Consider the following 14,615-nt stretch of genomic DNA (forward strand, 5'->3'; position numbering starts at 1 on the left):
TGCTAGCTAGTAGCCCACAGTTTTTGGATGAATGAATGTGCGGTGAAGCGCGGCACCCGTACGGGGCAGGGGCGCCTCACGGGGTCGCAACGCCTGGCTAACCGTTAACGGCTCCTAGCGGTTAGCTATAAATTTCCCATACCGCGAGGCTGCGGTCGTCGCTACACGAAACTAGCCGATTCTGCCTTCCCGGCCAAAATAACTTGTTTACGGAGGTGCCGTGGCCCGCGTGGCGGGCCCGGTCTACTACCCGCAGCAAGTCTCCGGAAGCTGCATCCCAAAGCTTAATGCTCTTATCCATGCTACACGTGGCGAAGAGCTTTCCGTCGGGCGAAAAGGCGAGGTGGTTGATGGTAAACATGTGAGCAATTATGCTGCGGTGCTCCTGGTAGCCCGCTGCTACGTCCCAGATGCGCAGGTGGGCATCCCGGCCCGCCGTAAGCAGGTAGCGGCCATCGGGAGAATATGCGGCCGTAAATACGGAGTTAGTAGCTCCTTTGATGACGTATTTCACTTCCAACGAATGCGTATCCAAAACACGCACTTGCCAGTCGGAACCGCCCACAGCCAGTTCGCCGCGCTCTTCGTGTAAGGTCAGGCAGCGTAGGCTTTTGTCGGAAAGACGCACCAGGGTTTCTACCTTAAAATCGGAGGTGCGTAACACGGCCAGCGTACCATCGCCCAGCGCAACGTATAGCCGTTGTTGAGCCGGAGCATGTACTAAATCGAAAACGGGTGCCGACGGCAGAGCTGTAGCGTAGGCCAGCTTTTTCTCCACCAAATCAATCACCTGGATTCCCTGGAAATTGTGACCTAAAACTAGCAGGTTGCGCTCCGGTAAGTGCAGCAAGGCATACACCGAGTTGTCCACCTTTGCTACTAGTTCCCCGTCGTGTTCCGGCTTCTCAACGCTCCAAGCAGCCACCATACCATCGGCCCCGGCCGAGTAGAATACGTCCTGACCGATTGTACCCGCCACGGCGTACACACAGTCGCGGTGACCAGTAAGGGTAGCAAGCTTATGAACTTGAGGGCGAGGTAGGGAAGACAAAGCGGTAGGATCAGACAGCAAATGATACGCACTGACTGCGCCGCAAAGGTACGCGCCATTGTTGGCCAAGTACTCCTGCTCTACCTCTGGCATGCTTGATAAGGCACTATCTGGAGCAGTGAAACGTAAGGCTGCTAGATACAACCCGATAACTATTCCGGGTAGGATAAGGCAAACATCCCCGCACGCGGAGTCATAGATGGTAAGCGCTATCTTTATTACGCTTTACCTACCCTCTCCTTGCCTTGCCGCTGCATTCCCTCTCCCCTATTTCACAAACCAGTCTGCTAGGTCTCTGGCAGCTTACTGAGTCTGCCGAGCAGTTATGGAGTGCGTTGCCGGCCCATGCCCACTACCTGGCCCGTTTCCCCGATGGCCGCGACGAGGCCCGCACCCAGCAATGGCTGGCTGGCCGGGTGCTTGCCCATCAAGCGCTGCGTGAACTGAGTGACGCACCGGCTACCCTCGCCAATGATGCAAACGGCCGGCCGTACTTCCAAGAACTTCCCCACTACGGAGTATCTCTCTCGCACTCCGGCAGCTGGGTCGCCGTTTTACTTTCGTCCCAAGCGGCAGTTGGCATAGATATTGAAATGATACGACCCAAAGCGCAACGGTTGGCACCGCGGTTTCTATCGGAGACCGAACGGGCCGACGCTGGCGACGATGCTGCAAAATGTAGTCTCTATTGGAGTGCCAAGGAGACGCTCTACAAGCTGCACAGTCGCCGGGGCTTGGTGTTTAGGGAGCAACTATTGCTCAACCCGTTTGAGCTGCGGGAGGCAGGTGTTTTGACGGGGCACCTGCTGTTCGAAAACTTCCGCAGCCAACACCACATCCATTACCTGCGCCCAAGTCCCGACTACGTTCTAACTTACGCCACTAGCGAACTAGTGCCCTAGTGCTCCGGTACTGCGCCTGAAGCGCTGCAACGTTAGCTTTAGGAATAGCCGCACTAGCTCCCTTTCTCACTTCACCCTTCCTACATGTCCCTTCGCCGTATTTCCATCATTGCCGCTGCTACCCTGCTTTTCTGCACCGTGGCCGTAGGTGTTGCCCGCGCGCAGGGTGCCCGATCGGTATCTGATTTCAGCTTGAAAAATAGCGCTAACACTGAAGTAGCACTGAAAAGCTTCAGCGGACGCAAAGCCGTGGTGGTGGTGTTTGTGAACCCAACGTGTGCTTTCTCCAAGCTATATCAGAGCCGTTTGGGTGCCCTCAATAATGAGTACACTGCCAAAGGAGTAGAGTTTCTATTCGTCAACGCCCCCATCAACCTGGAAGCCAGCACTGACATGGGCGATGCGGAGAAACTGAAAATTAAAGCTACGGGCGGGGCCGATACCCCCCTCTTTACCGACGATGGACAGAAAGTTAGCGCTATGCTTGGAGCCACTAAAACTCCCGAAGTAGTGCTACTCCAGCCCACCGGTGATGGGTTTGCGGTTCGCTATAAAGGGGCTATTGACGATAATCCGCAGGTAGAAAGTTATGTAAAGGAGCGCTACCTCGCACAAGCTCTGGATAATATACTGGCTGGCCGCCCAGCCGGTGTAGCCGATAAACGCGCGGCGGGCTGCCTGATCAAAAAGTTCTAATATCCCCTCTTCTGATAACAAGAAGGCCCCTGGACGTTTGTGTCCAGGGGCCTTCTTGTTATGAAATACACGCTGCAGTACGTATTGTCTAGAAGTGTGCTTCCAGAAAGAATAGCGAAGCTTACTCTTCGTTCGGTTCAGAAGATTCGTTAGCACCGCCCTCCTCATTCATTAGAATGGCTAAGAGAGTACCTACCTCGGCAGCTTTGGCTGGTTCTTGCAGCTTTTCAAAGCTCAGCTGCAGGTTGCGCAATGCTCGTCGCACAATATCAATGTGGGTGCAGGGCTCAAAAAATATCTCGTTGGGCGTGAGGTTGAGTTGCCCAATATAGTGCTCAATATCGGTGCGGGAGAGCACAAGCCCTCGGTTGTAGCAGTTGATGTAAAACGGCTCTAGCGGGCCCTCGGGCCGATACGTCAGTACAAACAAGTTGGGCAGGTTTACGCCGTACACTGGCATTTTCAGCCGTTGGGCTACCAACAAGTAAATCACGCAGAGGGTAAGCGGATTGCCCCGCCGCGTTTCCAACACCCGGTGCAACATGGAGTTGGCTGGGGAGTGAAAATTCTGGGTATTAGCGGCAAACTTGTGTGTCCGGAAAAGCACATGGTTTAGCGTCTGCACCTGGTCGGCGGGGTGCATTTCAGGCTGAAGCAGGGTCCAAGCCTCAAAGCGCAACTGCTCAATAGCCCGGTTCAGCACCTGGAAGTCGGCATCCGGATACTGATACGAGTTCATCAGCCACATTCCTTCCAACAGGTTTTCGCCGCCAGAATCGCGCCATACCCGCAGGCGCTGCTGCAACCCTTCGAACTGCAAATGGTGAATCAAATCCTCCAGGCGCTGTTGCTGCTGAGGATCAAGACTTTCCTCCCACGACTCTTCCAGGAACGGAATGATAGTTTCGCCCAGAGTCTGAATTTTCTCCTGAATCTGCGGGGCAACTTCAGGGTCGTCGAGCAGGGAGATGAGGGCTTTGATTTCTTTGTTAGTCAAGGGAACAGAACGCTTCGTAGGTGGGTCAGATTCGGCAAATTTAAAGGTAACCGGCGTGGTTTGCCCTCGCCTGTTGCCTTGCATTAACAGGCTAAATATGGTAGAACGTTCAATCTACAATACTGCACCTGGGTAAGTCAATGATATGACAGTGTACTATCATATATACCGTCGCCTGTCTAGCCAGCAACGATACAGAGGCACTAGCGCAACAAGTTAGTTTTTGCCAACTCTAGTATTTCGTCGCCCCGGCCGCTCATAATTGCTTTCAGGGTATAGAGGCTAAAGCCTTTCACCTGGCTGGCTTCAATAGTAGGCGGCATGGATAGCTCGGCGCGCTTCACAACAGCATCGAGAATAACAGGCCCTGGATGCGCCAACATTTGAGCAATGGCGGCGGGCAAGTCGGCGGGGTCTTGCACACGGATGCCCCGCACGCCCGCCGCTTCGGCCAGCGCCGCAAAGTTGGGGTTTTCCAATTCGGTGCCGTACTCTAAAATACCAGCCGCGCGCATTTCTAATTCTACAAAGCCTAGGCTATTGTTGTTGAAGATGACCACTTTCACGGGCGCCTTCAATTGTTTTAGCGTCAGCAGCTCGCCCATGAGCATGGCAAATCCCCCATCACCCGCCATGGCTATCACTTGGCGGCTGGGAAAAGCAAGCTGAGCGCCAAGAGCCTGCGGCATGGCATTCGCCATGCTACCATGGTTAAAGGAGCCAACCAACCGACGTTTGCCATTGAAGCGCAGGTAGCGCGCAGCCCACACGGTAGGCGTACCCACATCACACGTGAAGATGGCGTCGTCGGCCGCTTGCTCGTTGAGTAGCCTGGTCACGTACTGGGGGTGCATGCTAGTGTCGCCGGGCTCACCAGTGGCTAGCTCATTCAGGTCTTGGCGGGCGTCGCGGTAGTTATCGAGGGCTTTTTCCAGGTGCCGGCGGTCTGATTTGTGATTCAGCAGTGGCAGCAAAGCCTGAATAGTAGCGGCTACGTCACCAACCAGGCCTACCTCTACCCTAGTTCGGCGACCTATGTGCTCACCCCGGAGGTCAACCTGTACCGTTCGGATGTCCTGGGGCAGGAATTGCGAGTAGGGAAAATCGGTACCCAGCATGAGCATGGCGTCGGCATCCATTAGCGCATCATAGCCCGAAGTAAAGCCGAGCAAGCCGCTTAGGCCTACATCGTAGGGGTTATTGGCTTCTACATACTCTTTGCCACGCAAGGCGTGCACCACGGGCGCGCCCAGCATTTCGGCTACTTGCAATAGTTCGGCATGGGCAGTGGCGCAGCCAGCCCCTGCCATAATGGTTACTTTATCGGAGGTATTTAGCAAGTCGGCGGCGGCGCGCAGATCCTCAATACTGGGTACGAGGGTAGCTTTACTGCGCAGCACGGGCAAGCGGGGCTCAGGGGCTTCCACCTTCTCGTGGCTGATGTCGCCGGGAATTACCAGCACGGCTACTCCACGCTGAGTGATGGCCGTTTGGATGGCAATTTCAGTGGTGCGCACGGCTTGATCAGGAATGCCAATCAGCTCACAGTAGGCACTGCATTCTTTGAAAGTCAGCTCCGGGTGAGTTTCCTGAAAATATTGAGTTCCTATCTCAATACTGGGAATTTGGGCGGCAATAGCCAGTACAGGCACCCGACTACGGTGGCAATCATATAGGCCATTGAGCAAGTGGGTGTTGCCGGGCCCGCAAGATCCGGCACACACGGCCAGCGTGCCCGTTACGTGAGCCTCGGCGCCGGCGGCAAAAGCGCCAGCTTCTTCGTTGCGCACATGCACCCACTCTATTCCCTCTCGCTTCCGGATTTCTTCGGTAATACCGTTCAGTGAGTCGCCCACTACTCCATACACCCGCGTAACGCCGGCCGCCATGATGGTATCAACTAGTATTTCAGAGACAGTCTTCTTCGCCATAATCTTCAGAGGTTAGTCTCTAGGCTATACGGCAGAACAAAACGTGCGGGCTATTAATCTTCCCGTCTGAAGCCCTCTACATCCCCTATCCAAGCCAAAGGGTTGTCCGTTACGAGATAGTCCAGGTACTTCGAAAGTACACCTCAGCCGTTGCTACCAGCACAACCTCAACCTTGCCCTAGCCGAGCAATCCCGATATACCCTTCACATTCAATCGAGCAAATTTCAGCACACGCTCGAACTTGTCTTGGGTTGCGGTCAGCTCTTCGTCTTCCGGCATTTTAGTGGGCACATGGGTAATCAGCAATGCAAACACCGAAGCGGCAATGTCCATGTACCCCAAAATCAGGAGGTAAAGTTGCTTCTTCTGATCCTCGGAGTAGCCCTTGGTGCGAATTGCCTTTACCAGCGTATCGAGCTGGGTTGTTTCGTCGGTATATAAGTCGCGGAGAGTGCTACGGGCGCTTGCGTACTCTGCCTGCTCTTCTTCACTGGCTGAGTGTAGGGCAAACGGAAACGTCTCCGCAAAGGCAGTAGCCTTCAGAAAGGTCTTTTCAGCGCCGTAAACAGCAGTTAGATGCTTTTGCAGGCTAGTCCAGAGGCCAGTGCGGGCTTTTTCAAAAGCGGCGGTATTCTGGTCGGTCACGATGAAGCAGTATTGAGGTGGACGACAAAGGTACAAGGCCCAGGGGTAGCGGCTAAAACCTTCTCGTTGCTAGTATTGTGGCTCTTTTCAGCTTCTCAAACGCAGCTAATTAGTGCCTAACCAGCCGGAGATAACCTAGTATACGTTTTTCCTTTTCTGAAGCTTACTGATATCCGTTCCTATACTTAAACAACGCTTACATTATAAGCTGTTCTCCCTACGTCCGTGATTGTCTACTACCCCACTGTGCGCTTGGTTCTAGGCTGGCACCAGCGCTAAGTGCACGATAGGGCATCATGTTATTCGCGCTATCGTATCTCATTAGGGGGTAGAAGAATTATCTCCTTGTGTATAAGTATTCGTTAGGGTTAGCAAACTGGAACATAGTCAACCACTCAGATATTGGTACAGGCGTCTCCTCAGTTACACTGTCGTACACTATCCAACAATTTGCTTGTTCTGATAGGCTTTGTAACTTCTCAATAGTATGTTCATTAATATGTCCTTGACCATATTTTGCTGGACCGCGAAGCATAATATGCCACAAAGCATACTCAAGACCATTTATCCAGCTTGCACACCATGTTTCCTCTGAAACGTTACTCATAAAATCGTGTAGCGCTTTCTGCCGCTCATTAAGGTTTCTATACATAGCCAGGCTATTTAGATTCATCACACCTGAATTACACCCACGTTGTACGCCTTTTCAATCGGTGTGTGGTTGGCCATGGAAATACCCTGTGAAATCACTTTGCGGGTTTCGATTGGGTCGATGATGGCATCTACCCAGAGGCGGGCGGCGGCGTAGTAGGGCGAGAGTTGCTCGTCGTAACGGGCTTTGATCTTATCGAACATCTCCTTCTTGGCTTCCTCGGTTAGCTTCTCACCTTTGGCCTCGGCGGCGGCTACTTGAATTTGCAAGAGCGTATTGGCGGCGGCGGCGCCGCTCATTACGGCCAGTTGAGCGGTAGGCCAGGCCACAATCAGGCGCGGGTCATAGGCCTTGCCACACATGGCATAGTTGCCGGCTCCATAGCTGTTGCCGATAATCACCGAAAACTTAGGTACCACGGAGTTGCTCATGGCATTCACCATCTTGGCGCCGTCTTTAATGATGCCGCCGTGCTCACTCTGCGAGCCTACCATAAAGCCCGACACATCGTGCAGGAACATCAGCGGAATGCGCTTCTGGTTGCAGTTCATGATGAAGCGTGCGGCTTTGTCGGCCGAGTCAGAGTAGATAACGCCGCCCATCTGCATGGCGCCTTTCTTGGTCTTCACAATTTTGCGCTGGTTGGCCACAATGCCCACGGCCCAGCCATCAATGCGCGCCAGGCCGCAAATGAGCGTTTGGCCGTAGAGGTCTTTGTAAGGCTCGAACTCGGAGTTATCAACCAAGCGGTTGATGATGTCCATCATATCGTAGGGCTTCACCCGGTCGGAGGGCAGCAAGCCATAGATTTCTTGGGGGTTTTGTTTGGGTGGCGCGGCTGCCTTGCGCGAGAAACCGGCCGTAGCCTGCCCCCCTAGCTTATCGAATATGTTACGAATGTGGTCGAGGCACTCCTCATCGGACTGGAACTTGTAGTCTGTCACGCCTGAAATCTCGGAGTGGGTAGTGGCCCCACCCAGGGTTTCGTTGTCGATACTCTCACCAATGGCAGACTTTACCAGGTAGGAGCCAGCCAGAAACACGGAGCCGGTGCCATCCACAATCATAGCCTCGTCGCTCATAATGGGTAGGTAGGCGCCACCAGCCACGCAAGGCCCCATAATGGCGGCTAGCTGCACAATGCCCAAGCTGCTCATTACAGCGTTGTTGCGGAAGATGCGGCCGAAGTGCTCCTTGTCCGGGAAGATTTCATCCTGCATTGGCAGGTACACGCCCGCCGAATCCACGAGGTAAATAATAGGCAGTTTATTCTCAATGCTGATTTCCTGGGCCCGCAGGTTTTTCTTGGCCGTAATCGGAAACCAAGCCCCGGCCTTCACAGTGGCGTCGTTAGCAACTATCACGCACTGGCGTTCCTGCACGTAGCCAATGACTACTACCACCCCGCCGGAGGGGCAGCCGCCTTCCGTCTCGTACATTCCTTCGCCCGCAAAGGCTCCTATTTCAATCGTCTCCGAATCCTGATCGAGGAGGTAGGCTATTCGCTCCCGGGCCGTGAGCTTGCCTTTGGCTTTGTGTGCTGCAATCCGCTTCTCCCCGCCCCCAAGGGCAACTTTTTTGAGGCGCTGTTGAAGCTGAAAATTGAGCTGCTTGAGTTGATCTTCGTTTTTGTTGAACTCGAGGTCCATGCGGATGGGTGGGATGGGAAGAGGTGAAATCTCAAGCTAGCAAACAACAAGAGGCCACCACACGCTACTACTGGGCTGGTCCTACCTTGTTCACTGAGCTTAGAGCTACACCACGGGTGGGTGGGAAAGCAAAAAATCCGCCCCAAAGGAGCGGATTTCAAAGGTACAGGATGTATTGAGAAGCTTGCGCAGCACTCAGGGAGTAACCACCGCGCTGGTAGCAGGAGTAGTTACCGTTTTGGTTTCTTTTTCTACTTCGCCGTTAGGCTTGGTAGTCGTTTCGGTTTTCTTCTTCTCTTTGCCACCTCCGCCAAACACGGAGAAGTGTACATAGCGTTTGGGGTTCGATTGGAAGTCGGTTAGCAAGGAGTTGGTGCTGGCAGCCGTAGCGTTGAGGTTATTGTACAGCAGCGTATCATTGATAAGCTTACCTAGCGAGCCTTTCTGATCAGTCAAGGAGCGGTTGAGCGTTGTCATCGTGCTCTGCGCTTCCGTCATGGTGGCGTTAAGCTTGCGCATAGCTGGTCCTACCGGAGCACCCTTCAACGAGTCGCTAAGCACCGAGAAGTTGGCAGCAATGCGGTCAAATTTGGCGCTGGTCTTGTTCAAATCCGCCGTCAGGCGCGCCATGTTGGTCGTGATCTGGTTGATGTTGCGCTGGTTCATCAGCAGCAGGTTTTTCAAGGCCTCAGTGCTACCCTGAGCGTTGAGCAGAGTAGCTTGCAGGCTCACCCGAGCATCTTTGTTGAGAAACCCGTTTACCTTAATCAAGGTCGAGTCGACGGTACCTAGTACGGGCAAGGCCTTAGCCTGGAAAGCATCCGTGATGCTGGCTACCGTATAGGAACGCAGTTCTTCCCCGCCATCGAACACCTTGGTGTTCTTGCCCAAAAAGAGCGTAATGGTTTTAGAGCCTAGCAGCGACCCACTAAGGCTAGCCACAGTAGAGTCGCCCACAGTTACGCCCTTTTGCAGTTCGAGCGACACGCGCACCCGATTGGCTTCCTCCGGTAGCAGAACCATTTCCTTTACCTGGCCTACCTTAATACCATTCAGAATAACCGGGTTGCCAACAGCAAGACCATCTACGTTGTCATACTTGGCAGTGTATGTACGATCAGAAGAAAGCAAGTTACTCCCCTTCAGAAAGTTAAACCCAACCACAAGCAAGGCAATAGCGACGATGCCCAATAGGGCTACTTTTATTTCTTTCGACACGGGGTCAGGAGTTGGATGAGAAAAATAGGATTTGGAAGCTGGCCTGCTGGGCCCGCCGGGTGGTTATTCACCATTCATAGCTTCCAACTCATTTTTGTAGTCGCGAAATGCCCGGTAGATACCCGCTGCTATATACGTTTGTCCGGCTTTATCGTTGAGATACTGTTCTTCACCTCGATTCGTCAGAAAGCCTGACTCAATCAGAACCGAAGGCATAGTAGATTTCCAGAGGACCAGAAAACCCGCTTGCTTTACACCGCGGGAAGGGCGACCCACAGTAGTACGAAACTGGTGATCTACTTTCTGGGCAAACCGAATGCTATTGACGATGTGTGCGCTCTGATAGAGAGAAAATAGAATATGGCTTTGGGGCGAGATAGGATCAAATCCATTGTAGCGTTCCTTGTAATTGTCCTCTTGCAGAATAACGGCGTTTTCGCGCTTGGCTACCCCCAGGTTTGCGTCGGTTTTGTGGGGCCCCATAGTCCATACCTCAGTGCCATTGGCGGCGGGGCTACTTGCATTACAATGCACCGAGATGAACAGGTCGGCATTGTTCTTATTGGCAATACCTGCTCGGTCGGCCAGTTCCACAAACACATCTGTTTTGCGGGTGTACACCACCTTCACATCGGGCATGGTTTCCTCGATATGATGGCCTAAGGCTAAAATAATTTTCAAGGCTACATCAGCCTCCCGTGCTTTCACGCCCGCACAGCCCCGGTCCTTGCCACCGTGACCTGCATCTAGCACCACTGTGCGGAGCTTATACACCGCAGTAGCTGGCACACGAGCACCGGGTGCCAGGGCCCGCAAGGGGCCGGCAAAAAACAACAGGCTCGCTACGCAGAGGATGACAATATTCCGCACGGAGTTCGTTAGTTGGGGCAGCGACCCGCTACCTTTGCAAATGCCACAAAATAAACGATAAAAACCACGTGGCCCTACCCGCCCCTGTGTTTCCCGCTATTTTCGTACTGCCGCCGCGGTGGTTCCGACTCCTTTTCTTCTTAGCGCCGGTGCTGTTGAGCTTGGTAGCCGTTCAACCTGGCTTTGCTCAGCGCCGCCCTGGCACTACCGTATCGCCGGATGTGCGGCCGGCACCTCCGATTATCAATGCCCCGCAGCCGACTGCACCCGTGCGTTCCGATTCCGTTGGCTTAGTGACAGGAGCGGGTGATTCGTTGCGGGTAGCAGCGGCCACCGGCAAAGGAGCGGTAGCAACTACTGTGAAGTATAAGGCGCAGGACTCCATTCGATTTGAAGTGCAGAATAAGAAGGCTATCCTGTACGATAAAGCCGATGTGAACTACGGTGAGATGAACATTAAAGCGGCGCTGATTACGGTAGACTACAGCCGTAACTTAGTTACGGCCGAGGGGAAGAAGGACTCCACGGGCCGCGCCCAAGATCGGCCTTTGTTCAAGCAAGGCGCCGAAACCTACCAGGCTGGCCGCATCGACTACAACATTGAAACCAAGCGTGGCCGCATTACAGATGTAGTTACGCAGCAAGGGGAAGGGTACATTCACGCCGAAACTATTAAGAAGAACGACCTGAATGAGTTGTTCGGTGTACGCGGACGCTATACCACGTGTAACCTCGAAAACCCGCACTTCTATATCAATGCGTCGAGGATGAAGGTTATTCCGGGTCAGAAAGTCATAACTGGCCCTTTCAACCTTGTCATTGGAGACATCCCCACTCCGTTGGGCTTCTTATTTGGGTATTTCCCCACGCCCAAAAGCACCAAGCGGGCGTCGGGATTGATTATGCCCACCTTCGGTCAGTCCGCAGACCGTGGCTTCTTCCTGCGCAACATGGGCTACTACTGGGCCGCCAATGAGCACATTGGGGTGCGCCTTACCGGCGACCTTTACTCGGGCAACGCGGAGCGGTTTGGGGGCTGGCGTGGTACGGCCGAGGTGCAGTACATCACCCGCTACCGCTATAGTGGCCTGTTCTCGTTCAACTACAGTTCTCAGCCCACTGCCCAGCTATTATCTAGCACTGCTGTGGAAGCTAGCAATGGCTACGCGCAGCCACGCTCGGCGCGCAACTTTGCCGTTGCTTGGTCGCACACCCCGGTAGCCCGGCCAGGTGGAGGTCGTTTTTCGGCCAACGTAAACATTAGCAGCAACAACTACTACCGCCAAAACACCTACAACGCTAGTAGGGCACTGACGCCGGCATTTTCCTCTACTATCAGCTATTCTAAGCAACTGCGCAATGCCCCCATTAACTATGCGGTGCAGTTGGCTCAAACACAGAACACCCAGACGGGTACTATGGACTTTACCTTGCCTGACCTAACGCTTGGGGTAGCGCGGCAATATTTATATGAGTTGGCAGGCTTGGAAGCACGCGGCCGTTTTTATGAGCAACTAGCAGTTTCATACGATCTTACCTTTCAAAACCGACTATCAAATAATATTCCTGCTAGTGCTATTAATGGTGGGGCCATTCCTCTTATTGGCGGCTCCTCTGAAGCGTCAATCATGCCGATTGGTTTTTCCAATATCAGCAAGCTATTGCGCAACTCCCAGACTGGCATGCAGCACCGGTTCGGCATTTCTCTGGGTAGCTACACGTTATTCAAGCACATCAACATCACTCCTGGTGTAAACTATGGCCAGACGTGGTACTTCAAAAGCCTGGAGTATGAGTACGTGCCTACGGCCCAGGCCGTGCGAGCAGACACCACCACCGGGTTGCGAGTACTACAAACACTGTCAACCAACTTAAACCTCGGTACTACCTTCTATGGTACGGTGGTACGTTCGGGCACGCATAAGATTCAGGCGCTACGGCATAAAGTGACCCCTAACATTAGCCTACAGTACACTCCTGACCTAACCAATACCAACCGAGCCTTTCAAACTATAAACCTGACAGGAGGCACTAGCTTAGTTGATCCTCTTACCGGCCGCACTTACGCCACCGATCCACTTTTGCCTCGCTATAACGGCTTTCTTTATGGAGTACCTACTTCTACACAGGCTGCCCTGATCGGCTTTTCACTACAGAACTCAGTGGAAATGAAGGTGCGCAATTCAGAGGATACTACAGGCATTACTCCCTTCCGCAAAGTAAGTTTGATTGATGGGTTAGAGCTAAATACTAGCTATAACATCCTAGCCGATTCGTTTAACCTTTCTGATATGGTATTGAGCTTCCGCACGCAGGTAGCAAAGAAGCTCAATATTACCATTACCAGCACCTTTGACTTCTACCAGCAGGATTCTAGCCGCAGACCTATTAACAAGTTCTTGTGGCAGCAGGAGAAGTGGCGTATTGCCCGCCTGGCTTCGGCTAGCTTCACAACTAGCTACCAGTTCAACCCGGCCAGCGGCAATAAGAAATCAGCTATTCCGCGTGATGTAGCTCCGGTCAATGATCCAACATTGGGTTCCCCAAACCGCATCGACCCCTACGAGGATTATGTGAACTTTGAAATTCCGTGGGAACTAAGTACAAACTTCACTGCTACCTACGCCAACCAGGGGCCTCTTATTGCGCGGGCAGGTCGGCCGCGTTCCTCGCCCTACACTTCAGCGAGCTTAAACCTCAATGGATCGGTAAAGCTCACTGAAACGCTGCGGTTTGGCTTTAGTACCAACTACGATTTTATCAACCGAAATCCAGCCTTTACATCCCTGGACGTTTTCAAAGACCTGCACTGCTGGCAGATTAACGGCAACTGGCGGCCATTTGGCAATTACCGAGGCTACTTTGTTACCATTGCCGCTAAATCAACGCTCCTGCAGAGCTTGAAGCTGAGCCGCAACAAAACTTTCCTCAACAACTAGTTACTCTGGTAGTATACACCTTAGGAAACTAGTCTGCGAAAGAAAGCGGCACCGCTTTTTCCTGAAAATTCCGCAGCTTTGGCCCAGCATTGCCCCCATATGGGTAGCTAGCTGCTTCCCTTTTCCTCTGATCCTACGTATTCTGCCCATGTCTCAGCACAAAGAAGTCAAACTCGTAACCACGCACCAATTGCTGGCTATGAAACAACGCGGCGAGAAAATATCCATGCTTACCGCCTACGACTTCTCCATGGCCCAGATTTTAGATGGCGCCGGCATTGATGTACTCTTGGTTGGTGATTCGGCATCCAACGTCATGGCCGGCCATGAAACTACCCTTCCTATCACGCTCGACCAAATGATCTACCACGCTCAGAGTGTGGTACGCGCCGTAAAGCGTGCGTTTGTGGTAGTTGATCTGCCCTTTGGTTCTTACCAGGGCAACTCTTCCGAGGCCCTACGCTCAGCTATTCGCATTATGAAGGAGTCGGGCGGACATGGCATCAAGCTGGAAGGTGGAGCTGAGATTAAGGACAGCATCACCCGTATCCTGACAGCTGGGATTCCCGTGATGGGCCATTTGGGCCTCACCCCCCAAAGCATTTACAAGTTCGGTACCTATTCCGTACGTGCCAAGGAGGAAGCGGAAGCGCAGAAGCTGATTGAAGATGCTCTTCTTCTAGAAGAAATCGGGTGCTTTGCCGTAGTGCTGGAAAAAATTCCTTCTAGCCTAGCCAAACAAGTAGCTGAGAAACTCACCATTCCCGTTATTGGCATCGGAGCAGGCCCGGAGGTAGATGGACAGGTGCTCGTGGTGCACGATATGCTCGGTATCACGAAGGAATTCAAGCCTCGTTTCTTACGCCGCTACGCGGACCTAGGAAACGTGATGCACGACGCCGTGCAGCGTTATATCCAGGATGTGAAGTCTCGCGACTTTCCTTCCAATGATGAAGCGTATTAGTACAGCTGGAATACCGATAGTTATTTGATTGCGCCGGATGGTTTAGCCCGTTGTCCCTGGCCAATTCGTAGTTCTTGCCTTTTGCCTCTTAAGTAGTCAT

The 14,615-nt window shown here is 53.0% G+C and carries 11 protein-coding genes; 4 read left to right on the forward strand and 7 right to left on the reverse strand.

The window, feature by feature from the left end:
* Positions 1–121 precede the first annotated feature (121 nt).
* Positions 122–1,051, reverse strand: coding sequence for a WD40 repeat domain-containing protein (locus tag CHB83_RS05140; RefSeq protein WP_245855286.1), 930 nt, complete (start codon positions 1,049–1,051; stop codon positions 122–124).
* A 245-nt stretch (positions 1,052–1,296) separates the two neighbouring features.
* On the opposite strand from CHB83_RS05140, the gene CHB83_RS05145 reads away from it, so the two are divergent.
* Positions 1,297–1,953 carry a 4'-phosphopantetheinyl transferase superfamily protein gene (locus CHB83_RS05145; RefSeq protein WP_089331903.1) on the forward strand — a complete coding sequence of 219 codons (657 nt, stop codon included), beginning with the start codon at positions 1,297–1,299 and terminating at the stop codon, positions 1,951–1,953.
* An 84-nt stretch (positions 1,954–2,037) separates the two neighbouring features.
* A complete protein-coding gene (locus CHB83_RS05150) occupies positions 2,038–2,649 on the forward strand; it encodes a redoxin family protein (RefSeq protein ID WP_089331904.1) in 612 nt (203 codons plus the stop codon).
* A gap of 121 nt (positions 2,650–2,770) precedes the next feature.
* Here the strand turns inward: CHB83_RS05150 and CHB83_RS05155 are convergent, their stop codons facing one another.
* The 6 genes from CHB83_RS05155 to CHB83_RS05180 all read right to left on the reverse strand — a co-directional run bounded on the left by CHB83_RS05155 (position 2,771) and on the right by CHB83_RS05180 (position 10,558).
* Entirely contained in the window at positions 2,771–3,646 is an 876-nt protein-coding gene (locus CHB83_RS05155) for a transglutaminase-like domain-containing protein (protein WP_045687255.1), read from the reverse strand.
* 203 nt (positions 3,647–3,849) lie between these two features.
* Positions 3,850–5,577 carry a ubiquinone-dependent pyruvate dehydrogenase gene (gene poxB / locus CHB83_RS05160; protein ID WP_089331905.1) on the reverse strand — a complete coding sequence of 576 codons (1,728 nt, stop codon included), beginning with the start codon at positions 5,575–5,577 and terminating at the stop codon, positions 3,850–3,852.
* 178 nt (positions 5,578–5,755) lie between these two features.
* A complete protein-coding gene (locus CHB83_RS05165) occupies positions 5,756–6,223 on the reverse strand; it encodes a hypothetical protein (protein ID WP_045687242.1) in 468 nt (155 codons plus the stop codon).
* Between the two features lie 672 nt (positions 6,224–6,895).
* Entirely contained in the window at positions 6,896–8,524 is a 1,629-nt protein-coding gene (locus CHB83_RS05170) for an acyl-CoA carboxylase subunit beta (RefSeq protein ID WP_089331906.1), read from the reverse strand.
* A gap of 195 nt (positions 8,525–8,719) precedes the next feature.
* Positions 8,720–9,742, reverse strand: coding sequence for an MlaD family protein (locus CHB83_RS05175; protein WP_089331907.1), 1,023 nt, complete (start codon positions 9,740–9,742; stop codon positions 8,720–8,722).
* Positions 9,743–9,805: 63 nt separating this feature from the next.
* On the reverse strand, positions 9,806–10,558 hold the full coding sequence (locus tag CHB83_RS05180; RefSeq protein ID WP_245855299.1) for an N-acetylmuramoyl-L-alanine amidase family protein: 753 nt from the start codon (positions 10,556–10,558) through the stop codon (positions 9,806–9,808).
* Positions 10,559–10,698: 140 nt separating this feature from the next.
* On the opposite strand from CHB83_RS05180, the gene CHB83_RS05185 reads away from it, so the two are divergent.
* Together CHB83_RS05185 and panB are read left to right on the forward strand one after the other, a co-directional pair.
* Positions 10,699–13,551, forward strand: a complete 2,853-nt coding sequence (locus tag CHB83_RS05185) for a putative LPS assembly protein LptD (protein ID WP_143437004.1) — start codon at positions 10,699–10,701, stop codon at positions 13,549–13,551.
* A 148-nt stretch (positions 13,552–13,699) separates the two neighbouring features.
* Complete coding sequence (gene panB, locus CHB83_RS05190; RefSeq protein ID WP_089331909.1) at positions 13,700–14,515, forward strand: 3-methyl-2-oxobutanoate hydroxymethyltransferase; 816 nt, start codon at positions 13,700–13,702, stop codon at positions 14,513–14,515.
* The last annotated feature ends 100 nt before the right edge of the window (positions 14,516–14,615 follow it).

It is taken from the genome of Hymenobacter mucosus, from assembly GCF_900188255.1.
Classification (GTDB): domain Bacteria; phylum Bacteroidota; class Bacteroidia; order Cytophagales; family Hymenobacteraceae; genus Hymenobacter; species Hymenobacter mucosus.

Bases quoted from the DNA above. Each gene is read 5' to 3' on its own strand.
- CHB83_RS05150 (WP_089331904.1), top strand. From the start codon at position 2,038: ATGTCCCTTCGCCGTATTTCCATCATTGCCGCTGCTACCCTGCTTTTC.
- poxB (WP_089331905.1), bottom strand. From the start codon at position 5,577: ATGGCGAAGAAGACTGTCTCTGAAATACTAGTTGATACCATCATGGCG.
- panB (WP_089331909.1), top strand. From the start codon at position 13,700: ATGTCTCAGCACAAAGAAGTCAAACTCGTAACCACGCACCAATTGCTG.
- CHB83_RS05170 (WP_089331906.1), bottom strand. From the start codon at position 8,524: ATGGACCTCGAGTTCAACAAAAACGAAGATCAACTCAAGCAGCTCAAT.